Below are 20726 nucleotides of genomic sequence, written 5' to 3'. Positions count from 1 at the left end.
ACATGCACCAACTGACCCTGACCCAGATCGCCCGCGGCCTGGCGGACAAGGCGTTCTCGGCCGAAGAGCTGACCCACGCGCTGCTGGCCCGCATCGAACGGCTCGATCCGCAGCTCAACAGCTTCATCACCCTCACACCCGAGCAGGCCCTCGCCCAGGCCCGTGCCGCCGATGCCCGCCGCGCCGATGGCGAAACCGGCGCCCTGCTCGGCGCGCCGATCGCCCACAAGGACCTGTTCTGCACCGAAGGCGTGCTGACCACCTGCGGCTCGAAGATCCTGCACAACTTCGTCTCGCCCTACGACGCGACCGTGGTCGAGCAGCTGGCCAGCGCCGGCGCCGTCAGTCTCGGCAAGCTGAACATGGACGAATTCGCCATGGGCTCGGCCAACGAATCCAGCCACTACGGCCCGGTCAAGAACCCCTGGGACCTGACCCGCGTACCCGGCGGCTCCTCCGGCGGCTCGGCCGCGGCGGTCGCCGCACGCCTGATTCCCGCTGCGACCGGTACCGATACCGGCGGCTCGATCCGCCAGCCCGCGGCCCTGACCGGTCTCACCGGCATCAAGCCCACCTACGGACGGGTATCCCGATGGGGCATGATCGCCTACGCCTCGAGCCTCGATCAGGGCGGCCCGCTGGCCCGTACCGCCGAGGACTGCGCGCTGATGCTCGGCGCCATGGCCGGCTTCGACCCGAAGGATTCGACCAGCGTCGATCAGCCGGTGGACGATTACCTCGCCACGCTGAACAAGCCGCTCACCGGCCTGCGCATCGGCCTGCCGAAGGAATACTTCGGCGAAGGCCTCGACGGCGCCATCGCCGAGAAGGTGCTGGCAGTGGTCGAAGAGCTTAAGACGCTCGGGGCGACCATCAAGGACATCAGCCTGCCGAACATGCAGCACGCCATCCCGGCGTACTACGTGATCGCGCCGGCGGAGGCCAGCTCCAACCTGTCGCGCTTCGACGGCGTGCGCTTCGGCTACCGCTGCGAGAACCCGGCCGACCTCACCGACCTCTACAAGCGCTCGCGCGCCGAAGGCTTCGGTGACGAGGTCAAGCGGCGCATCATGGTCGGTACCTATGCGCTCTCGGCCGGCTACTACGATGCCTATTACCTGAAAGCACAGCGCATTCGCCGGCTGATCAAGAGCGACTTCGTCAGCGCCTTCGAGGAGGTCGATCTGATCCTCGGCCCGACCACGCCGAACCTGGCCTGGAAGCTGGGCGAGAAGAACGCCGATCCGGTGTCGGCCTACCTCGAGGATATCTACACCATCACCGCCAACCTGGCGGGCATCCCTGGCCTGTCGATGCCGGCCGGCTTTATCGACGGCCTGCCGGTGGGCGTGCAATTGCTGGCGCCCTACTTCCAGGAAGGCCGCCTGCTCAACGTTGCGCACCAGTACCAGCAGGTCACCGACTGGCACCTGCGCGCCCCGGCCGGATTCTGAGGAGTTCGAACAGATGCAATGGGAAACCGTGATCGGGCTGGAAATCCACGCACAGCTCAGCACCCAGTCGAAGATCTTTTCCGGCAGCGCCACCACCTTCGGCGCCGAGCCCAACACCCAGGCCAGCCTGGTCGACCTCGGCATGCCCGGCACCCTGCCGGTGCTCAACGCCGAGGCCGTGCGCATGGCCTGCAAGTTCGGCCTGGCCATTGACGCCGAGATCGCCGAGAAGAACGTCTTCGCCCGCAAGAACTACTTCTACCCCGACCTGCCCAAGGGCTATCAGACCAGCCAGATGGATCACCCCATCGTGGGCAAGGGCCACCTGGACATCACCCTGGAAGACGGCACCACGCGCCGCATCGGCATCACCCGCGCGCACCTGGAAGAGGACGCCGGCAAGAGCCTGCATGAAGACTTCCACGGCATGAGCGGTATCGACCTGAACCGTGCCGGCACGCCGCTCCTGGAGATCGTCTCCGAGCCGGACATCCGCAGCGCCAAGGAGGCCGTCGCCTATGTGAAGGCGATCCACGCCCTGGTGCGCTACCTCGGCATCTGCGACGGCAACATGGCCGAAGGCTCGTTGCGCTGCGACTGCAACGTGTCGGTACGCCCGAAAGGCCAGGAAGCCTTCGGCACCCGCGCCGAGATCAAGAACGTCAACTCCTTCCGCTTCATCGAAAAAGCGATCAACCACGAGGTGCGGCGCCAGATCGAGCTGATCGAGGACGGTGGCACGGTGGTGCAGGAAACCCGCCTGTACGACCCGAACACCGACCAAACTAAAGCCATGCGCAGCAAGGAAGAAGCCAACGACTACCGCTACTTCCCCTGCCCTGACCTGCTGCCGGTAGTGATCGAGCAAAGCTTCCTCGACGAAGTGCGCGCCAGCCTGCCGGAGCTGCCCGGCCAGAAGCGCGAGCGCTTCGAGCGTGAGTTCGGTCTGTCCACCTATGATGCCAGCGTGCTGTCGGCCAGCCGCGAGATGGCCGACTACTTCGAACAGGTCAACGCCACCTGCAGCGATGCCAAACTGGCGGCCAACTGGGTGATGGGCGAGCTGTCCAGCCTGCTCAACAAGGAAGGCCTGGACATCGAGCAGTCACCGGTTTCCGCCGAGCAGCTGGGCGGCATGATCCTGCGCATCAAGGACAACACTATCAGCGGCAAGATCGCGAAGATGGTCTTCGAAGCCATGGCCGCCGGCGAAGGCTCGGCCGACGCAATCATCGAGAAGAAGGGCCTCAAGCAGGTCACCGACGCTGGGGCGATCGAGAAGATGCTCGACGAAGTGCTGGCCGCCAATGCCGAGCAGGTCGAGCAGTACCGCGCCAGCGACGAAGCCAAGCGCGGCAAGATGTTCGGCTTCTTCGTCGGCCAGGCGATGAAGGCTTCCAAGGGCAAGGCCAACCCCGGCCAGGTCAACGAGCTGCTGAAGAAGAAGCTCGAAGGCTGATCTCTCCGTGCGTGCGGGCGTGAACCAACGCCCGCACGCACGCGTCGAAGTGACCGACGTGCGCCGGTCGTCACCTCACGAGGCGCGCTGCGACTTCGCTACCGATCACCTGAAAGGATTCCCTATGCCGATCCGGTTGCCGCTTCCGCTCGCCTTGCTGTTCCTCGCCCTGCTGACCGCCTGCGCCGATCGCGCGCCGGTGAGTCCGCCGCCGGCGCCCGAGCCGACTACACAGGCACGCACCTTCACCCAGACGGGCAAGGCCTCCTTCTATGCGCGCCGGCATCACGGACAGCGCACGGCCAATGGCGAAACTCACGATCAGACCGCAATGGTCGCAGCCCATCGTTCACTCCCGTTCGGTACGCAGGTTCGCGTCACCAATCTCGACAACGGCAAACAGGTGACCGTCCGTATCAACGATCGCGGCCCGTTTCGCCGGGGGCGCATCATCGACCTGTCGCGCGCCGCGGCTCAGGCGCTGGGCATGATCGAGCAGGGCGTGGTACGGGTGCGCATCGAAGCCGACTTGTAGCGGCAGGGTGACCACTCGATGTCGGCGCTGACCCTTGCCTACCTGATCGCCGGACTCGGCCTGCTGGTCCTTGGCGCCGAAGGTCTCGTCAAGGGTGCGGCGGGTCTGGCCCGTCGGCTGGGCGGATCGCCATTGACGATCGGCCTGACCGTGGTCGCGCTGGGCACGAGCGCTCCCGAAGGCGCCGTCAGCGTCGAGGCCGCGCTGTCCGGACGAGGCGACATCGCCGTCGGCAATGCCCTGGGCAGCTGCATCGCCAACGTGCTGCTGATTCTCGGGCTCTCGGCGCTGGTCTCGCCGCTGGCCGTCGCGCCCCGGCTCGTTCGCTTCGATGTGCCAGTCATGCTCGGAATCGGCGGGCTGGTGTTTGCGCTGGCGCTGAACGGCAGGCTGGGCCGCCTGGAGGGCGTCGGCCTGCTGGCGGCCATCGGGCTCTACACGCTATGCCTGCTACGCCGCAGCCGAGGCACCGCCCCATCCGCTACCGAGGCGCAGGAACCCGCCCGCCCGCCTCTGGCCAACCTGCTGCTGGCGCTCGTCGGGCTGGGTTTACTGGCCGCGGGCTCTCACCTGTTCATCGAGGGGGCGGTATCGGTGGCCCGCGCGCTGGGGCTGTCGGAACGGGTGATCGGTCTGACGCTGGTGGCAGTCGGTACCTCGCTGCCCGAGCTCGCCACGTCGCTCCTGGCGGTACTGCGCGGCGAACGCGACATCGCCGTCGGCAACATCGTCGGCAGCAACATCGTCAACCTCACGCTGATCACCGGTTCCGCTGCCCTCGTCGCGCCCGATGGCCTGTCCATTTCACCCAATGCCCTGACGTTCGATTTCCCGGTGATGCTCGCGGTATTCGCCGCCTGCGTACCGATCTTCCTCAGCGGCATGCGGATCAGACGCTGGGAAGGCTTGCTGCTCTGCACGCACTACCTGGCCTATATCCTCTACCTGGCGATGTTTTCGACCGGGCTGGGCGGCTTCGACATATTTCGTCACGCGATGAGCTGGTTCGTGCTGCCGGCCACCGGCACCATTCTGATCGCCAGCGGCCTACATGCTTGGCTTTCACCCCGTCACAAACCGCCCACGGAGACCGATTCGTGACACTCATGACGTTCGTCTACCTTGTCGCCGGACTGGTGCTGCTCGTGCTCGGCGCCGAATGGCTGGTACGCGGAGCCGCCCGGCTGGCGACACGCTTCGGCATTTCCCCGCTGATCATCGGCCTGACGGTGGTCGCGTTCGGCACCAGCGCGCCGGAGACGGCCGTCAGTGTCAAGGCCGCGTTCGATGGCAGCGGCGACATCGCCATCGGCAACGTTGTCGGGAGCAACATCGCGAACGTGTTGCTCATTCTCGGCGCAAGCGCGCTGATCGCCCCGCTGCTGGTCTCGCGACAGCTGATTCGCCTCGACGTGCCGATCATGATCGTCGCCGGCGCCGCCACCTATGCGCTGGCCTTCGACGAAAGCCTAAGCAGGCTGGACGGGGCACTGCTGTTCACCGGTATCGTCGTCTACACCCTGTTCCTGATCTACAAGAGCCGCCAGGACAAGAGCACCAGCGGGGATGAGTTCAGCGACGAGTACGGCGCCGACCAGGCCGGGCAGCGGCCGGCGTGGCGCGACCTGGTGCTCATCGTCGCCGGACTGGCGCTGCTGATACAGGGTTCCGACTTTCTGGTCACCGGTGCGGTGGCGCTCGCCCGGACACTGGGTTTGTCCGAGCTGGTGATCGGCTTGACGGTCGTCGCCGTGGGCACTTCGCTGCCTGAGCTGGCCACCTCGGTGATGGCCGCCCTGCGCGGCGAACGCGACATCGCCGTCGGCAACATCGTTGGCAGCAACATCTTCAACCTGCTATGCGTACTCGGACTGGCCTCGCTGGTCTCGCCGAATCCCATTCCGGTGGCCGCCAACGCGCTGGCGTTCGACTTCCCGGTGATGTTGGCGGTGTCGCTCGCGTGCCTGCCGATCTTCTTCACCGGCTTCAGCATCGCGCGCTGGGAGGGCCTGCTGTTCGTCCTCTATTACGCCGCCTACACGCTCTACCTGGTGCTGGTCAGCACCGGGCGCCCGCTCGCCGAGACGCTGGGCCATGCGCTGCTGGGGTATGCGCTACCGCTGACGGCCGTCACCCTGGCGGTACTGGCGCTGCGCTACTGGCGCCTGCATCGCCGAGTCGGGGCCGGCTAGATCCAGCCGAGGGTCTGCAACGCCAGAATGCCGAGGTTGATGGTGATCGCCGCCATCAGCGTGGTCATCACGATGATGGCCGAGGCGAGCTGGTGGTTGGCGTTGGCGGCACGGGCCATCACATAGCTGGCGGCCGCCGTCGGGCTGGCGAAATAGAGAAACAGCACACCAAGCTCCGCTCCACGAAAACCCAGCAGCCAGGCGAGCGCCGTGAACAGCGCCGGAAACCAGACCATCTTCATCAGGCTGGAGCCAATGGCGGTCCGCCGACCGTCACGCAGCGCCGACAGCGACAGCGAACCACCGATGCAGATCAGCGCCAGCGGCAGCGACATCCCGGCGAAATACTCGGTCGAGGTCAGCAACCACTGCGGAAGGCCCACTTGCCAATAGGCGAAGGGAATGGCCGACAAGACGCCGATCACCAGCGGGTTCTTGGCCACGCCCACGGCGATCGCGCGAGGGTTCGTATTGCCGTTCGGGCTGTAGACGGCGAGCACGATGGCGGAAAAGACGTTGTAGATGAGGATTACCGCGCCGGCGAGCAAGCCGCCCAGCGACAACCCGAGATCGCCGTACAGGCTGGTCGCCAGCGCGAGCCCGACGATGCCGTTGTTGCCGCGGAAGGCGCCCTGGACGTAAACGCCGCGGTCGATCCGCGGTACCCGCCACCGCGCCCATCCCCAGATCAGAAAGAAGCCCGCCACATTGGCCAGCAGGAAATAGCCCAGCAAGGCCGGCTGCAAGGCCGTCTCCAGATCGGCGTTGTAGATCGACAGGAAGAGCAGCGCCGGCATGGTGGCGTTGAACACCAGGCTCGACGCCGTATTGATGAAGGCCACATCGATCGCGCCGAGCCGTTTCAGCACCATGCCCAGCAGCAGCATGGCGAAGACGGGCGTGGTGACGCTGAGGGTCTGGACAACTAGGGCAAGCATGGACGGCTCGGCAGACGGCTCGGCCGCACATGGTAAGAGAAAAAGCCGCCGGGTGAGCTCAGCCCGACCGCCGATCGCCGCGTATCGCCGAGGCGCCGATCAGCGCCGCACGGGGCGCTTCTGCAGCTTGCGCTGCAGCGTTCGGCGGTGCATTCCCAGCGCGCGAGCCGTCGCCGAGATATTGCCGTCGTGCTCGGCGAGCACGCGCTGGATGTGCTCCCACTGGAGCCGATCGACCGACATCGGATTCTCCGGCACCAGCGTCTCGAGATCGGCGTGCTTGGATAGCAACGCGGCCAGCACGTCATCGGCGTCCGCCGGCTTGCAGAGGTAATTGCAGGCTCCGCGCTTGATCGCTTCGACCGCCGTGGCGATGCTCGAATAGCCGGTCAGGATGACGACGCGCATCTCCGGATCCAGCTCCAGCAGCTTGGGCAGCAGCACCAGTCCCGAGTCGCCGTCCATCTTCAGGTCGAGCACGGCATAGTCGGGGGTGTCCTGCCTGGCCAGCACGAGGCCCTCTTCGGCCGAGCCGGCGATGCTCACGCGCAGACCGCGCCGGTCCATCGCGCGCGCCATCACGCGGGTGAAGGTCGCATCGTCGTCGACCAGCAGCAGATGGGGATGCTCTTCGCCGTCTATCAGGTGTTCGTCGCTCATTTCCGCTCCTCGCGTATCGATCAGGGACGCGTGGCCCCGTGGGGAAGCCGCAGCTCGGTCAGCGTGCCGCCATCCTCGTGGTTGTACAACTTAACGGTGCCGCCGGCGCGGGTCACGCTCGCCTGGCTGAGGAACAGGCCCAGGCCGAATCCCTTGCCCTTGGTCGTGAAGAACGGCCGCCCGATCTGCTCGGCAATCGCCAGCGGCACGCCGGGGCCATTGTCGCGGATGGTGACAGTGATCCACTGCGCGTCCCACTCCAGGCGGATGTTCAGGTTGTCAGGCGAGGCGTCCGTGGCGTTGTTGAGCAGGTTCAGCAGGGACTGGCTGAGGTCGGCCGGCGGCATCATGCGCGGCGCGCTGCCGCGCCCCTGGCACTCGAAGCGATAGGTCGCCTCGGGCCGCATGAGGTGCCAGCGCTTGAGCACCGATTCGACCCATTCGCGGGCCGTCTGCTCGAGAATCGCCTGGCGTCGATCCGCCTCGGCCGCGCGGACCAGGTGTTGCAGGCTCTCCTTGCACAGCTGGACCTGCGATTGCAGCAGGCCGAGGTCTTCGAGCAGGTGCGGATCCTGGTGCGTCTGGCGCAGCTCCTTGAGCAGCACGCTCATGGTCGCCAGGGGTGTGCCGAGCTCATGGGCGGCGCCGGCCGCCTGGGTCGCGACCGCCAGCAACTGCTGGTCGCGCATGCTCTCCTCGCGGCGCTGGGCCTGGAACTGCTCCTGTCGGCGCAGCTCTTCGGCCATGCGCGCGACGAAGAAGGTGATCAGCCCGGCGGCCAGCGCGAAGCTCAGCCACATGCCGTAGATCTGCAAGGTCGCGCGGTAGGAGCCGGGCAGGAACAGCGGGTCGTAGAGGAACAGCAGGAGCGTGTAGCCCGCCAGCGCCAACCCGCTCAGCACCACCGAGTACAGCCAGGGCAGGGTTGCCGCGGCGATGGTCAGCGGCACCAGGTAGTAGGACACGAACGGGTTGGTCGATCCGCCGGTGTAGTACAGCAGCACGCTGTGCACGATCAGGTCGACGGCCAGGTGCGCGGCGTATTCCAGTTCGGTGACGGGCCACGGGCCGCGCAGGCGCAGCGCGGTCGCCAGGCACAGCGCGCCGGACACGGCGAGGGTGACGCAGAGCGCAAGCCAGGGCAGCGGCAACAGGTGCGTCGCATAGGCCAGCCCGACCGAGCCGGCCTGCGCCGCCAGCACGAGAATGCGAATGAGCGTCAGGCGACGCAGGTTCTGACGACTCGCCGACAGCAGCTGGACAGGTGCGTACATGGGGGCTCCAAATGGTTCGGCGAGTATAACCAAGGCGCCCCGGACCCTATTGACATGTGGCAACGGGACGCAGAGAAAGACGGCTCCGGCATGCCGCCGAGGGCTCGCGCCCGTTCACGACCAGCAAAGGATTCGACCATGCTTTCATACCGCCTGTTGCCCAGCTGCCTGCTCGGGCTGGCCCTTTCGATCGCCGGAACCGCCGCCATGGCGGACGATGCGCTGCGCTACAACCAGGTGTCTCTGCACGCCGATGCCAGCACCGAAGTCGTCCAGGACCGCATGCACGTCACCCTCTACAGTGAAGCGCAGCAGGAGGATCCGGCCCAGCTCGCCGCGCAGACCACGCAGACGCTGAACGCGGCCTTGCAGAAGGCCCGCGCCCAGAAAGGCGTCACGGTCAGCCTTGGCAGCCGCCACAGCTACCCGGTCTACGGCGAAGACGGCGAGCGCATCGTCGCCTGGCGCGAGCGCGCCGAAATCCGCCTGGAAAGCACCGATTTCGCCGCCCTCTCCACCCTGACCGCCGAGTTGCTGAAAACGCTGAAGATGGGCGAGATGCACTTCAGCGTCTCCGAGGCCATCCGCAAGCAGAACGAAGAAGCCCTGATGAAGGATGCCGTGGCGGCCTTCCGCGCCCGCGCGCAACTGGCGACCGAGGCCCTCGGCGGTAGCGGCTACAAGCTGGTCAGCCTGAACCTGGGCAGCGAAGGCGGCATGCATCCGGTCAACCGCGGCTATGCCATGAAGTCCCTGATGGAAGCCGCACCGGTACCGGAAATAGAAGCCGGCACCCAGACCATCACCCTCAATGCCGACGGCGTCATCGAAGTCCAGATGCCGTGACCGCCGCCGGTGCCCGGTTCCGCCGGGCACCGCGTCCAGGGAGGCGCCAAGCCCAGCCCTGAAACGAAAAACTCCGCCGATCAGGCTGCGCAGAAACGTAGCGAGCAACGGCCAGGCAAGGACTGCACGTCCTCGCAAGCAGGCCTGGAAGCGAACTGCGCTCGCGTCCAAGCCTGTCTCGGCGCGGCCTAACCGAGCACAGTAGGTTTCACACAGCCTGCGAAGCGGGGCTTTCCTTGCAGCCTATCGGCCTTAGATGTAGTACGCCTTCAGCGGCGGGAAGCCGTTGAATTCCACCGCGCTGTAGCTGGTGGTATAGGCGCCCGTGGAGAACCAGTACAGGCGGTCGCCGCTGGCCAGGTTCAAGGGCAGGCCGTACTTGTAGTGCTCGTACATGATGTCGGCGCTGTCACAGGTCGGGCCGGCGATGACCACTTCCTCCATCTCGCCTTTCTTCTCGGTCCAGATCGGAAACTTGATGGACTCGTCCATGGTTTCGATCAGGCCGCTGAACTTGCCCACGTCGGTGAACACCCAGCGCTCGACCGCGGTGCGCGACTTGCGCGACACCAGCACCACTTCGGAGACCAGCACGCCGGCGTTGGCGATCAGCGAGCGGCCAGGCTCGAGGATGATCTCGGGCAGCTCGTCGCCGAAGTCGTCCTTCAGGAAGCGGATGATCTCGTCGGCGTAGGTGGTCAGGTCATTGGTCTTGGCAATGTAGTTGGCCGGGAAGCCGCCGCCCATGTTGATCATCTTCAGGACGATGCCGTCCTCTTCCTTCAGGCGCTCGAAGATCACCTTGACCTTGGCGATGGCGGCGTCCCAGACGTCGATGTCGCGCTGCTGCGAACCCACGTGAAAGGACACGCCGTAAGGCTCCAGGCCCAACTGCTTGGCGAGGATCAAGAGGTCCAGCGCCATATCGGTCTGGCAGCCGAACTTGCGCGACAGCGGCCAATCGGCGGTGTTGGAACCCTCGGTGAGGATCCGCACGTAGACCTTCGAGCCCGGCGCGGCCTTGGCGATGTTGCGCAGGTCGGCTTCGGAGTCGGTGGCGAACATGCGCACGCCCTTCTCGTAGAAGTAGCGGATGTCCTTGGATTTCTTGATGGTGTTGCCGTAGCTGATGCGCTCCGGGCCGACACCGGTGGCCATCACCTTGTCCAGCTCGTAGATCGAGGCGATATCGAAGTTCGAGCCCTTGTCGCGCAAAAGCTCGGTGATCTCGGTGGCCGGGTTGGCCTTGACGGCGTAGTAGATCTTGGCGAACGGGAAGTTGCCGACGAGCTGGTCGTACGAATCGCTGATGATCTTCGTGTCGATGACGACGAACGGGGTTTCACGCTCATCGGCGAACGCCTTCATCTTCTGGAAGGTTTCGCGCGGGTAGTAGTCTTCGATCTTGATCGACATGCAAGGCTCCAGTTGGCGGAACGGAAGAGTGAGCACGGGGTGGCGCGAGGCCGCGAACGTCTGACAGTTTCCCCATTTTGGTTCGCCTACTTCCCAAGGCACGTCGCCGAGCATCACCGGCCCCGGCGAACCCTGCGAGCCACGCTCTTCAGGTTCGAAAACCGGCAACCTCTCGTCGTCAGTACTTGAGCCGGATGGATCGTTTCCAGCATGGACGTTCGGGCGCGAACTTTAGAGCCACCGCCCCCTGAGATCAATTGAATCCAGGACAACGCCTGCAATTTCGCGGGACGAGCGAACCCCTTCTGTTGTAACCGACCGAGATGACCGCCTGATGTTCCGGTGGTCCGCCCGCCGGCACCCGCCGCCCTTCGGCCGTCGGGGACGGGCCGGGGGGCTTTGCTCTATAATCGCCGGCTTTTTTCCGACACGCATTCCAACCGGGACCGCCATGACCACCCAGGCCGCCGAAGTCGCGAAACGCCGCACGTTCGCCATCATTTCCCACCCCGACGCGGGCAAGACCACCATCACCGAGAAACTGCTGCTGATGGGCCAGGCGATCGCCGTGGCCGGCACGGTCAAGTCGCGCAAATCCGACCGTCATGCCACCTCCGACTGGATGGAAATGGAAAAGCAGCGCGGCATCTCCATCACCACCTCGGTGATGCAGTTCCCCTACCGCGAGCACATGATCAACCTGCTCGACACCCCCGGCCACGAAGACTTCTCGGAAGACACCTACCGCACCCTGACCGCCGTGGACAGCGCACTGATGGTGCTCGACGGCGGCAAGGGCGTCGAGCCGCGGACCATCGCCCTGATGGACGTCTGCCGCCTGCGCGACACGCCCATCGTGAGCTTCATCAACAAGCTCGACCGCGACATCCGCGACCCCATCGAGCTGCTCGACGAGATCGAGGCGGTGCTCAAGATCAAGGCCGCGCCCATCACCTGGCCGATCGGCTCGTACCGCGACTTCAAGGGCGTGTACCACCTCGCCGACGACAGGATTTACGTCTACACCCCCGGCCACGGTCACGAGCGCATCGCGACCAAGGTGATCGAAAAGCTCGATTCTGACGAAGCCCGCACGCACCTGGGCGACCTGTACGACCGCTTCGTCGATGAGCTGGAGCTGGTCCAGGGCGCCTGCCACGCATTCGACAAGGACGCCTTCCTCAACGGCGAAATGACCCCGGTGTTCTTCGGCACCGCGCTCGGCAACTTCGGCGTCGACCACGTGCTCGATGCGATTGCCGACTGGGCCCCGCGGCCGCTCTCGCGGGTCGCCAACGAGCGCAGCGTCGAGCCCACCGAGGAGAAGTTCACCGGCTTCGTGTTCAAGATCCAGGCGAACATGGACCCGAAACACCGCGACCGCATCGCCTTCATGCGCATCTGCTCGGGCAAGTACGAAAAGGGCATGAAACTGCGCCATGTGCGCACGAAGAAAGACCTGAAGATCGCCGACGCCCTGACCTTCTTCTCCAGCGAACGCGAAATGCTCGAAGAAGCCTGGGCCGGCGACATCATCGGCCTGCACAACCACGGCACCATCCAGATCGGGGACACCTTCACCGAAGGGGAAACGCTGGGCTTCACCGGCATTCCGCACTTCGCACCGGAGCTGTTCCGCCGCGTGCGCCTGAAGGACCCGCTCAAGTCCAAGCAGCTGCGCCAGGGCCTGCAGGAACTGGCCGAGGAAGGCGCGACCCAGGTGTTCTTCCCCGAGCGCAACAACGACATCATCCTCGGCGCGGTCGGGGTGCTGCAGTTCGACGTCGTCGCCAGCCGGCTGAAAGAGGAATACAAGGTCGAGTGCGCCTACGAGGCGATCAACGTCTGGTCGGCCCGCTGGATCGAGTGCAGCGACGAAAAGAAACTCAAGGAATTCAAGGACAAGGCCTACGAAAACCTCGCCGTGGACGGCGGCGGCCACCTCACCTACCTGGCCCCGACGCGGGTCAACCTCAGCCTGATGGAAGAGCGCTGGCCCGAGGTGAAATTCCGGGCGACGCGCGAGACGCATTAAGCAGGCGGGGTCCCGGTTCGCTTTCGTAGGAGCCCGCTTGCGGGCGATTGTGCACTGCGCCAAAAAAGCGATCGCCCGCAAGCGGGCTCCTACGCCATCCCCCTGCCGCGAGAACTGGAATGGATGCCAGCACTATCGCCCACCACGGTCGCGCCCTGCGCGCCGGCCGGTTCTCCGAACCCGGCCGCACCTATCTGCTGACCGCTGTGACACAGCATCGCCGGCCGCTGTTTCATGACGGGCGCCTGGCGCGCTCGCTTATCGCAGAAATGCGTCGCTTGCATGAGCAACGCGCCGGCCTTTCCCTCGCCTGGGTCGTGATGCCCGACCATCTGCATTGGCTGGTACAACTGGACAACATGCCGCTGTCCAGACTGGTGCTACAGCTCAAATCGCGTAGCGCCATCGCAATCAATCGAATCCACGGCACCAGCGGCCGGGTCTGGCAGAAGGGATTTCACGATCGCGCGCTACGCCACGATGAAGACGTGCTTACGGTTGCCCGCTACATCGTAGCCAACCCCCTACGCGCCGGCCTGGTCAACCGTATTGGCGACTACCCCTGGTGGGATGCGGCCTGGCTCTGAACCAGATGGATGCGCGTCCGGGCGCGCGGCGAGGCCCCATCGCCGGCAAGCCGGCTCCTACAAAAACCGCCCTGCCCACCGATAACACACACGCCGCTCAGCAGGCCCCCGCACAAAGACCAGCCATTCCCGCGCACCTTGTAAGAGCCCGCTTGCGGGCGATCAACGGCCAAACCGGCACGAACGTTCGGCGAGCGGGCCGAGCCCATCGCCGGCAAGCCGGCTCTTACAAAAACCGCCCTGCCCACCGATAACACACACGCCGCTCAGCAGGCCCCCGCACAAACACCTGTCATTCCCGCGCCTTTGTAGGAGCCCGCTTGCGGGCGATCAAAGGCCAAACCGGCACGAACGTTCGGCGAGCGGGCCGGGGCCCATCGCCGGCAAGCCGGCTCCTACAAAAACCGCCCTGCCCACCGCACCGGACCCAGCCACACTCCCTGTAGGAGCCCGCTTGCGGGCGATCAAAGGCCACGCCGATGCACGAGGCGCCTACACCGACCCACCCTGCGCCGCCCCGACTGCCAGCGGGTCGGCCTCGTTTCGCTTGATCATGGCGTAGATCACGCCGGTCAGCAGACTCCCCGCGGCGATGGCCAGCAGGTAGAGCAATGCGTGGTTGATCGCGTTGGGGATCAGCAGCACGAACAGCCCGCCGTGCGGCGCGAGGAGCTTGGCGCCGAAGGCCATCGACAGCGCACCGGTGAGCGCGCCGCCGGCGATGCTGGCCGGAATCACCCGCAGCGGGTCCTTCGCCGCGAACGGGATGGCACCTTCGGAGATGAAGCAGCAGCCCAGCACCAGCGCCGCCTTGCCGGCCTCGCGCTCGCTCTGGGCGAACTTGCGGCGAGCGAGCAGGCTGGCGATGCCCATGCCGATCGGCGGCACCATGCCGGCGGCCATGGTCGCGGCCATCGGCGCGTAGCTTTGCGACGCCAGCAGGCCCACCGAGAACGCATAGGCGGCCTTGTTGACCGGGCCGCCGAGGTCGATGCACATCATCGCGCCGAGCAGCAGCCCGAGGAGGATGGCATTCGAGGTGCCCATGGTGTCGAGGAATGTCGTGAGACCCGCCAGCATCTGCGCCACCGGCGCGCCGACGACGTAGATCATCACCAGTCCGGTGAACAGACTGGCGAGCAGCGGAATGATCAGGATCGGCTTGAGCGACTCGACGCTGGCCGGCAGCTTGACCCAGCGCACCACGGCCAGCGCCGAGTAGCCCGCCAGAAAGCCCGCGATGATGCCGCCGATGAAGCCGGCCCCGAGCGTGCCGGCCAACAGCCCGCCGATCATGCCGGGCGCCAGTCCCGGTCGGTCGGCGATGGAATAGGCGATGTAACCGGCCAGCAGCGGCACCATCAGTTTGAAGGCCGTCTCGCCGCCGATCATCATCAAGGCGGCTGCCAGCGTGCCTTCTTCCTTGAACGCCTCGATGCCGAAGACGAACGACAGCGCGATCAGCAAGCCGCCCGCCACCACCATCGGCAGCATGTAGGACACGCCCGTCAGCAGGTGCTTGTAGACGCCGGTTTTCTCCGGCTTGCGCTCGCTGTTGGCCGGAGCGCCGGCGCCCGCGAGAACGGCGGCCTCCTCCAGGGTTCGCTTGAGCGTCGCCTCCGGCTGCTTCAGCGCGACACCGGTACCGCAGCGATAGACCCGCTTGCCGGCAAAGGGCGTCACGTCGACCTCGATGTCGGTGGCCAGCAGCACGGCGTCCGCCTCGGCGATGGCTTGGGCGTCGAGCTGATTGCGCGCGCCGACCGAGCCGCGGGTTTCCACCTTGAGGTCGTAGCCGAGCTTGATCGCCGCCTGCTGCAAGGCCTCCGCGGCCATGAAGGTGTGGGCGACGCCCGTCGGGCAGGCCGTGACGGCCACTAGTCTGGGTTTGTCAGCGGGCGCGGTGGCAACCGGGGCATCAACGGCGCCGGCGTAGGGCTCGGCCGTCTGTTGCGCCTCGCGCAGGAAGGCCTCCGGGTCACGCAGGGCCTGCGCCGGCGTCGACTGGACCAGGCGTTTGCCGACGAAGCGATCCAACGCGAGCGGGCCGGTCTTGACCACCACCACCAGCTCCGCCTCGGCAATGTCGCGCTCGCTGAGCGGCGAGCCGATCGCCTGCGGGTCGTGCACTTCGACGCGCATCGACCAGCCGAGCCGATGCGCCGCCGCCTCCAGCAACCGGGAGGTCAGTACGCTGGTCACCATGCCGTTGGGGCAGGCGGTCACGATAAGAAGGTTCATGTCGGTTATCCCTTGTTCTTGTTCGGGCCAAGCGCCTGCACGGCGGTGGCGGCGTCGAGGTCGGCGAGGCCGGCGCGATCGGTGATGCCGAAGTCGATCTGCGCAACGGCCTGCGCGGCGATGGCGGTGGCCTGTCGCAGCGTGCGTTCGGGCGGCCAGCCTTCGAGCAGGCCGTGCAGCATGCCGGCGAGCAGCGAATCCCCGGCACCGACCGTGCTGACGACCTGCACCCGCGGGGGCGTCGAACGCCACTGACCTTCGGCGCCGAACCAGCTGACGCCGTCGGCACCGCGCGACACCACCAGGTGCGTCACGCCGGCGGCGAGCAGCCGGCCCGCCTCGTCGGCCAGCACCGCCTCGTCATCGAGCGCCCGGCCCGACACCTCGGCCAACTCGTCGAGATTGGGCTTGGCGAGCCACGGCCGCGTGCGCAACCCCGCGGCCAGCGCCGGGCCGCTGGTATCCAGTGCGACGGGCACGCCGTGACGCGCGATGCGCCCCAGCAGGTGGCCGAACCACAGGTGGTCGATCCCGCGCGGCAGGCTGCCGGCGACCACCACCGCGGCGTGGCCGGGCACGGTGGCATCGAGCCGCGCCAGCAGGGCGTCGCAGGCGGCCGGATCGATCATCAGGCCCGGCCCGTTGATATCGGTGACGCGCCCGTCGGCCTCGGCGAGCTTGAGGTTGCTGCGCGTCTGCCCAGGCACGCGGATGAAGCGGTCGTCGAACCCGCGCGCGGCGAACAGCGCCTCGAAGGGCTGCGGGTTGTCGGCCCCGAGAAAGCCCGTCACGGTCAGCGCATGCCCAAGATCGGCCAGCACCTGGGCCACGTTCAGCCCCTTGCCGGCCGCCTGCACGTGCAGCGCCTCGCCGCGGTTCACCTCGCCCGGCCGCAACGCCGGCAGCCGCACCGTGAGATCCCGTGCCGGGTTGAGCGTGACGGTCAGAATCTTCGCCATGCCTCAGCCCTCCAGCACATGGGCGCGGACTTCACGCGGCCCGGCCAGCGACAGCGCTTCGCGCGCCAGCACCTGACACCGGGCCAGTTCGAGTTCGCGCACCCGCGCCTTGACCAGCGCAATGCTGCGCGCCGAGACGCTCAGCTCATCGACGCCCAGGCCGACGAGCAATGGCACCGCGGCGGCGTCGGCCGCCAGCTCGCCACAGACGCCGACCCACTTGCCGTGGGCGTGCGCCGCCTCGACGGTCATCTGGATCAGCCGCAGCACCGCCGGGTGAAGCCCGTCGGCCTGGGCGGACAGCGTCGGATGGCCGCGGTCGATGGCCAGGGTGTACTGGGTCAGGTCATTGGTGCCGACGCTGAAGAAGTCGACTTCGGCCGCCAGCACCGGCGCCAGCAGCGCGGCGCTCGGCACCTCGACCATGATGCCGACCTGCAGATCGGGCACGGCGTACTCAGGCAGCAGCCGGTCGACCATGGCGCGGGCCTCGCGCCACTCCTCCACCGTGCCGACCATCGGGAACATGATCCGCAACGGGCGGGTGCCGGCCGAGGCCAGCAGCGCCCGCAACTGGGTCTCCAGCAGGGCCGGACGCTGCAGGCTCAGGCGAATGCCGCGCACGCCGAGGAAGGGGTTTTCTTCGGCCGGCATCGGCAGGTAGGGCAGTGGCTTGTCGCCGCCGACATCGAGCGTGCGCACCACCAGCGGGCGACCTTCGAGCGCATCGAGTACACGCCGGTATTCGGCTTCCTGGGTGGATTGGTCGGGGGCCTGCGCGTGGTCCATGAACACCAGTTCGGTGCGCAGCAGGCCGATGCCTTCGGCGCCCCGCTCGACGGCCTCCGCGGTCTCGCCGCTGGCGCCGATGTTGGCGACCACCTCGACACGATGGCCGTCGCGCGTACGCGCCGGTTCGAGCCGGCACTCATCGGCCAGCCGCTGGCGCTCGGCGCGCTGCGTCCGCAGGGCCAGGGCCCGCTCGAGCGCCGCATCGTCGGGCGACACCTGCAACTCGCCGCGATCACCGTCGAGCAGCAACGGCGTGCGCGAAGCCAGCGCCAGCACCTGCTCGCCCGCGCCGACCAGGGCCGGGATGCCGAGTGCGCGGGCGATGATCGCGCTGTGCGAGGTCGGCCCGCCGCGTGCGGTCAGGATGCCGGCGACGCGCTGCCGGTTGAGGGTGGCGACATCGGACGGCGCGACTTCGTCCATCACCAGGATGTAGGGCTCGTCCGGCGCCTGCTCGGACTCGGCGCCGACCAGGCAGGCCAGGACCCGGCGGCCGACATCGCGCAGGTCCGCGGCGCGCTCGGCCAGCAAGGCGTCATGCAGCGCCTCCTGCTGGCGGGCCGCCGCCTCGACCTCCGCCGCCCACGCCGCCTCGGCGCTCGCCCCGGTCTGCAAACGGACGGTGACGTCCTCGCGCAAAGCAGGGTCGCGCAGCATGGCCTGGTGGGTGGTGAAAATGTCGCGGATGCTGTCGATCTCCGCCTCGGCGATGAGCGCGCCGATCTCGTGGAAGACCTGCTCCAGCGCCGCATCCAGGCGCTTGAGCTCGACGTCCGGCGCCTCGCCACGCTCCGGGTAATGCAGGGCGACCGGCTTGCGCACCAGCGCCGGGCCGATGGCGATGCCGGGCGAGGCCGCGGTGGCTTGCAGGCGCGTGCCTGCCGCCGGCGGGCGCACGGCCGAGTCGAGCGGCGCGGCCGGCGGCTGCTCGGCCAGCGGCTCGCCACTGTCTTCGGGCAGCGGGTCCACCGCTTCGCCCAGTCCGTCACGTACCGCCGCCACGAGCGCCGGCAGGGCGCTCTCGGCGATCGCCGGCTCGGCGAGAAATTCCAGCACCTGGCCACGCTGGGCGCCCAGCGCCAGCAGTTTGCTTAGGCTCTTGGCCGACACGCCCGGCGCATCGGCGCCCGGCGCATCGGTATCGGCCATGCGCAGCCGGATCTCGCCATCGAACTGCTGCGCCAACTCCGTCAGCACCTTGGCCGGCCGAGCATGCAGCCCATGTGCGTTGGCCAACGGTACGCGCGCGCTCGGCCAGTCGACCGGCAGCTGGCCGCCGAGCGCCTGAACCACCGCGCGACTGGAGGTCGCCTGGCTGAGCTCGCCGGCCCGGCCCTGGATGAGCAGATCGCACAGCCGCTCGAGCATCGCCCGGTGCGCTTCGCCGAGGCTGGCCAGGCAGAACAGGCCCTCGACGGGCTGATCCTGATGAACCAGCGGACGCGCCGGGGTGACGAAGGCCAGCCCCGGTCGCTGCACCGCCTGGTCGCTGCTGAGCCACCACAGGCCCTGGCCCAGCGGCAGCGCCTCGTCGATCGGGAGCTGCTGACCGAAGCCCTGCGCCACGCAGTCGGCACGCTTGAGCAGGCGCACGCCCTGCCAGGCCAGTTCGTCGAAATCCTCGGCTTCAGTGTTCAGCGCGACCAGCTGGCCATCGAGGGCCAGTTCCTGCGGCGCGCCCTTGAGCAGGTCGATGATCTGGTCGGCGGTCTGTGCGTCGCGCAGCGCCTGGCTGAGGTCGCTCTCGCCCAAGGCGCGGGTCAGCAATTGCAGCAGCCGCAGGTGTTCATCCGAGCGCGCGGCGATGCCGATCGCCAGGTAGACGACCTGCCCGTCGCCCCAGTCGACGCCGCCGGGGACGTGCAGCAGCCGCACGCCAGTGCTGTGGACCTGATCGCGCGTCTCGGGCGTGCCATGCGGGATGGCGATCCCCTGGCCGAGGTAGGTCGAGCCCTGCGCCTCCCGTGCCTGAAGCCCGGCCAGGTAACCGGCTGCGACCAGACCGTCGGCGCTCAGCGCCTGGGCAATCTGCTCGAGCGCGGCGGGCTTGTCGGGGGCGGACTGGTGCATGCGGATGTGCTGCGCATTCAACTCGAGCATGGAATTCTCCTGTGCCCGGCGGGCGCGACCGGGGCCGGGCCTGGCGGCCTCGCGGGTCGGCGCCGGGTGTCTTGTTGTCGCCGGAGCGTTGCTGAAACGTTTCACCAAGACTGGCACGGTACTCAATCCTGAGCGATTCTTGAAGCCCCACGACTCAGCGACTTCGCAGGACGACCCTTGAAACTGACCGACATCGCCCGGCTCGCCGGAGTTTCCGTTACCACCGCCAGTTATGTGGTCAACGGTCAGGCGGCCCGACGACGCATCAGCCAGGCGACCGTCGATCGCGTGCTGGAGATCGTGCGTCAGCAGGGCTACCAGCCCGACCAGCAGGCCGCCGGCCTGCGCCGCGGCCAGTCGCGCACCCTCGGCTTCATCGTTCCGGACCTGGAGAACCCCAGTTACGCGCGCCTGGCCAAGTGCCTGGAGCGGATGGCCCGGCAACGTGGCTACCAGCTGCTGATCGCCAGCTCCGACGACGACCCGGACACGGAACGCCAGGTGCTGCGGGTCCTGCGCTCGCGTCGCTGCGATGCGCTGATCGTCGCCAGTTGCCTGCCGATGGGCGACGACACCTACCAGCGCCTGCTCAAGGCCGGCCTGCCGGTGGTCGCGGTGGACCGGGCGCTCGATCCGGCGGCATTCCATTCGGTGGTCAGCGACGACCGCGCCGCCGGCCGCGCCCTGACGGCCTCGCTGCTCGGCCGGCGGCCAAACCACATCGCCCTGATCAGCGCCCGGCCGGAGCTGCCCATCAGCCAGGCACGCGAGCAAGGGTTTCGCGAAGCACTGGAAGGTTTCGATGGGCGGGTCAGCGTCCTGCAAGCGGCCGAATTCAGCCGTGCCTGCGGCCGCGAGCAAGCCCTGGCCCTGCTCGACGCCCCGCTGCCGGATGCGCTGATCACCACCGCCTATGTGCTGCTCGAAGGCGTCTTCGACGCCCTCCACGAGCGCGCGCAGCTGTGGCCGGACGAGCTTCAACTGGCGACCTTTGGCGACGCCCAGTTGCTCGACTTCCTGCCGGTGCCCGTCAACGCCATCTCTCAGCAGCACGAGGCGATCGCCCGGCGCGTACTCGACGCGGCGCTGGCGGCGGTCGAGCAGGGCGAGTACCGGCCCGGCATCGAGGCCATCGAGCGTCTGTTGAAGCGGCGGCAGTCCGCGCTGGCGCCGGAGGCCGCACGCTTGCCCACATCGGTGTCCTGACGGAAGCTAGCCGCCCTCCCCGTCCTTGCGAG

At 67.4% G+C, this 20726-nt stretch carries 16 protein-coding genes; 9 read left to right on the top strand and 7 right to left on the bottom strand.

All coding sequences use genetic code 11. From position 1 onward, the window contains the following. The first annotated feature begins 2 nt into the window (after positions 1-2). The 5 genes from gatA (at position 3) to D7325_RS14500 (ending at position 5640) form a co-directional block, all read left to right on the top strand. The gene (gene gatA / locus D7325_RS14520; RefSeq protein ID WP_120997068.1) at positions 3-1454 is read left to right on the top strand and encodes an Asp-tRNA(Asn)/Glu-tRNA(Gln) amidotransferase subunit GatA; all 1452 of its coding nucleotides are present in this window, start codon (positions 3-5) and stop codon (positions 1452-1454) included. A 13-nt stretch (positions 1455-1467) separates the two neighbouring features. Then, a complete protein-coding gene (gene gatB / locus D7325_RS14515; protein ID WP_120996832.1) occupies positions 1468-2913 on the top strand; it encodes an Asp-tRNA(Asn)/Glu-tRNA(Gln) amidotransferase subunit GatB in 1446 nt (481 codons plus the stop codon). Between the two features lie 124 nt (positions 2914-3037). Continuing rightward, positions 3038-3448 (top strand): septal ring lytic transglycosylase RlpA family protein, encoded by a 411-nt coding sequence (locus D7325_RS14510; protein WP_120996830.1) that lies wholly within the window; start codon positions 3038-3040, stop codon positions 3446-3448. An 18-nt stretch (positions 3449-3466) separates the two neighbouring features. Further along, positions 3467-4549 (top strand): calcium/sodium antiporter, encoded by a 1083-nt coding sequence (locus tag D7325_RS14505; protein WP_120996828.1) that lies wholly within the window; start codon positions 3467-3469, stop codon positions 4547-4549. After that, positions 4546-5640, top strand: a complete 1095-nt coding sequence (locus D7325_RS14500) for a calcium/sodium antiporter (protein WP_120996825.1) — start codon at positions 4546-4548, stop codon at positions 5638-5640. Before D7325_RS14505 ends, D7325_RS14500 begins: the two co-directional genes overlap by 4 nt. Here the strand turns inward: D7325_RS14500 and D7325_RS14495 are convergent. The 3 genes from D7325_RS14495 to D7325_RS14485 all read right to left on the bottom strand — a co-directional run bounded on the left by D7325_RS14495 (position 5637) and on the right by D7325_RS14485 (position 8512). After that, the gene (locus tag D7325_RS14495) at positions 5637-6578 is read right to left on the bottom strand and encodes an AEC family transporter (RefSeq protein WP_120996824.1); all 942 of its coding nucleotides are present in this window, start codon (positions 6576-6578) and stop codon (positions 5637-5639) included. The genes D7325_RS14500 and D7325_RS14495 overlap by 4 nt on opposite strands. A 99-nt stretch (positions 6579-6677) precedes the next feature. Further along, a complete protein-coding gene (locus tag D7325_RS14490; RefSeq protein WP_120996822.1) occupies positions 6678-7238 on the bottom strand; it encodes a response regulator transcription factor in 561 nt (186 codons plus the stop codon). Between the two features lie 20 nt (positions 7239-7258). Next, positions 7259-8512 carry an ATP-binding protein gene (locus D7325_RS14485; protein WP_120996820.1) on the bottom strand — a complete coding sequence of 418 codons (1254 nt, stop codon included), beginning with the start codon at positions 8510-8512 and terminating at the stop codon, positions 7259-7261. A 156-nt stretch (positions 8513-8668) separates the two neighbouring features. On the opposite strand from D7325_RS14485, the gene D7325_RS14480 reads away from it, so the two are divergent. Continuing rightward, a complete protein-coding gene (locus D7325_RS14480) occupies positions 8669-9358 on the top strand; it encodes an SIMPL domain-containing protein (protein ID WP_425452320.1) in 690 nt (229 codons plus the stop codon). 252 nt (positions 9359-9610) lie between these two features. Here D7325_RS14480 and D7325_RS14475 read toward each other — a convergent pair whose 3' ends face one another. Further along, a complete protein-coding gene (locus D7325_RS14475; protein ID WP_120996816.1) occupies positions 9611-10774 on the bottom strand; it encodes a type III PLP-dependent enzyme in 1164 nt (387 codons plus the stop codon). 451 nt (positions 10775-11225) lie between these two features. On the opposite strand from D7325_RS14475, the gene D7325_RS14470 reads away from it, so the two are divergent. Together D7325_RS14470 and D7325_RS14465 are read left to right on the top strand one after the other, a co-directional pair. Next, a complete protein-coding gene (locus D7325_RS14470) occupies positions 11226-12809 on the top strand; it encodes a peptide chain release factor 3 (protein ID WP_120996814.1) in 1584 nt (527 codons plus the stop codon). A gap of 119 nt (positions 12810-12928) precedes the next feature. Beyond that, complete coding sequence (locus D7325_RS14465) at positions 12929-13396, top strand: REP-associated tyrosine transposase (RefSeq protein WP_120996812.1); 468 nt, start codon at positions 12929-12931, stop codon at positions 13394-13396. A 492-nt stretch (positions 13397-13888) separates the two neighbouring features. Here the strand turns inward: D7325_RS14465 and D7325_RS14460 are convergent, their stop codons facing one another. Genes D7325_RS14460 through ptsP form a run of 3 tightly spaced genes read right to left on the bottom strand, consistent with a single transcriptional unit; the run spans position 13889 to position 19488 of the window. After that, entirely contained in the window at positions 13889-15637 is a 1749-nt protein-coding gene (locus tag D7325_RS14460) for a PTS fructose-like transporter subunit IIB (RefSeq protein WP_120996810.1), read from the bottom strand. 5 nt (positions 15638-15642) lie between these two features. Further along, positions 15643-16596: a 1-phosphofructokinase gene (gene pfkB / locus D7325_RS14455; RefSeq protein ID WP_120996808.1), complete on the bottom strand. Its 954-nt coding sequence runs from the start codon at positions 16594-16596 to the stop codon at positions 15643-15645. Between the two features lie 3 nt (positions 16597-16599). Further along, complete coding sequence (gene ptsP, locus D7325_RS14450) at positions 16600-19488, bottom strand: phosphoenolpyruvate--protein phosphotransferase (RefSeq protein ID WP_120996806.1); 2889 nt, start codon at positions 19486-19488, stop codon at positions 16600-16602. A 177-nt stretch (positions 19489-19665) separates the two neighbouring features. Between ptsP and cra the strand changes: the two genes are divergently transcribed. Further along, a complete protein-coding gene (gene cra, locus D7325_RS14445; protein ID WP_120996804.1) occupies positions 19666-20694 on the top strand; it encodes a catabolite repressor/activator in 1029 nt (342 codons plus the stop codon). Positions 20695-20726: the final 32 nt, after the last annotated feature.

Source organism: Stutzerimonas urumqiensis (assembly GCF_003640395.1).
Lineage (GTDB): Bacteria > Pseudomonadota > Gammaproteobacteria > Pseudomonadales > Pseudomonadaceae > Stutzerimonas > Stutzerimonas urumqiensis.
The sequence above is the reverse complement of the archived record's forward strand: the minus strand, read 5'-3'. Positions and strand labels throughout refer to the sequence as shown.

Bases quoted from the DNA above. Each gene is read 5' to 3' on its own strand.
- gatA (WP_120997068.1), top strand. From the start codon at position 3: ATGCACCAACTGACCCTGACCCAGATCGCCCGCGGCCTGGCGGACAAG.
- gatB (WP_120996832.1), top strand. From the start codon at position 1,468: ATGCAATGGGAAACCGTGATCGGGCTGGAAATCCACGCACAGCTCAGC.
- D7325_RS14510 (WP_120996830.1), top strand. From the start codon at position 3,038: ATGCCGATCCGGTTGCCGCTTCCGCTCGCCTTGCTGTTCCTCGCCCTG.
- D7325_RS14505 (WP_120996828.1), top strand. From the start codon at position 3,467: ATGTCGGCGCTGACCCTTGCCTACCTGATCGCCGGACTCGGCCTGCTG.
- D7325_RS14495 (WP_120996824.1), bottom strand. From the start codon at position 6,578: ATGCTTGCCCTAGTTGTCCAGACCCTCAGCGTCACCACGCCCGTCTTC.
- D7325_RS14490 (WP_120996822.1), bottom strand. From the start codon at position 7,238: ATGAGCGACGAACACCTGATAGACGGCGAAGAGCATCCCCATCTGCTG.
- D7325_RS14485 (WP_120996820.1), bottom strand. From the start codon at position 8,512: ATGTACGCACCTGTCCAGCTGCTGTCGGCGAGTCGTCAGAACCTGCGT.
- D7325_RS14475 (WP_120996816.1), bottom strand. From the start codon at position 10,774: ATGTCGATCAAGATCGAAGACTACTACCCGCGCGAAACCTTCCAGAAG.
- D7325_RS14470 (WP_120996814.1), top strand. From the start codon at position 11,226: ATGACCACCCAGGCCGCCGAAGTCGCGAAACGCCGCACGTTCGCCATC.
- D7325_RS14465 (WP_120996812.1), top strand. From the start codon at position 12,929: ATGGATGCCAGCACTATCGCCCACCACGGTCGCGCCCTGCGCGCCGGC.
- D7325_RS14460 (WP_120996810.1), bottom strand. From the start codon at position 15,637: ATGAACCTTCTTATCGTGACCGCCTGCCCCAACGGCATGGTGACCAGC.
- pfkB (WP_120996808.1), bottom strand. From the start codon at position 16,596: ATGGCGAAGATTCTGACCGTCACGCTCAACCCGGCACGGGATCTCACG.
- ptsP (WP_120996806.1), bottom strand. From the start codon at position 19,488: ATGCTCGAGTTGAATGCGCAGCACATCCGCATGCACCAGTCCGCCCCC.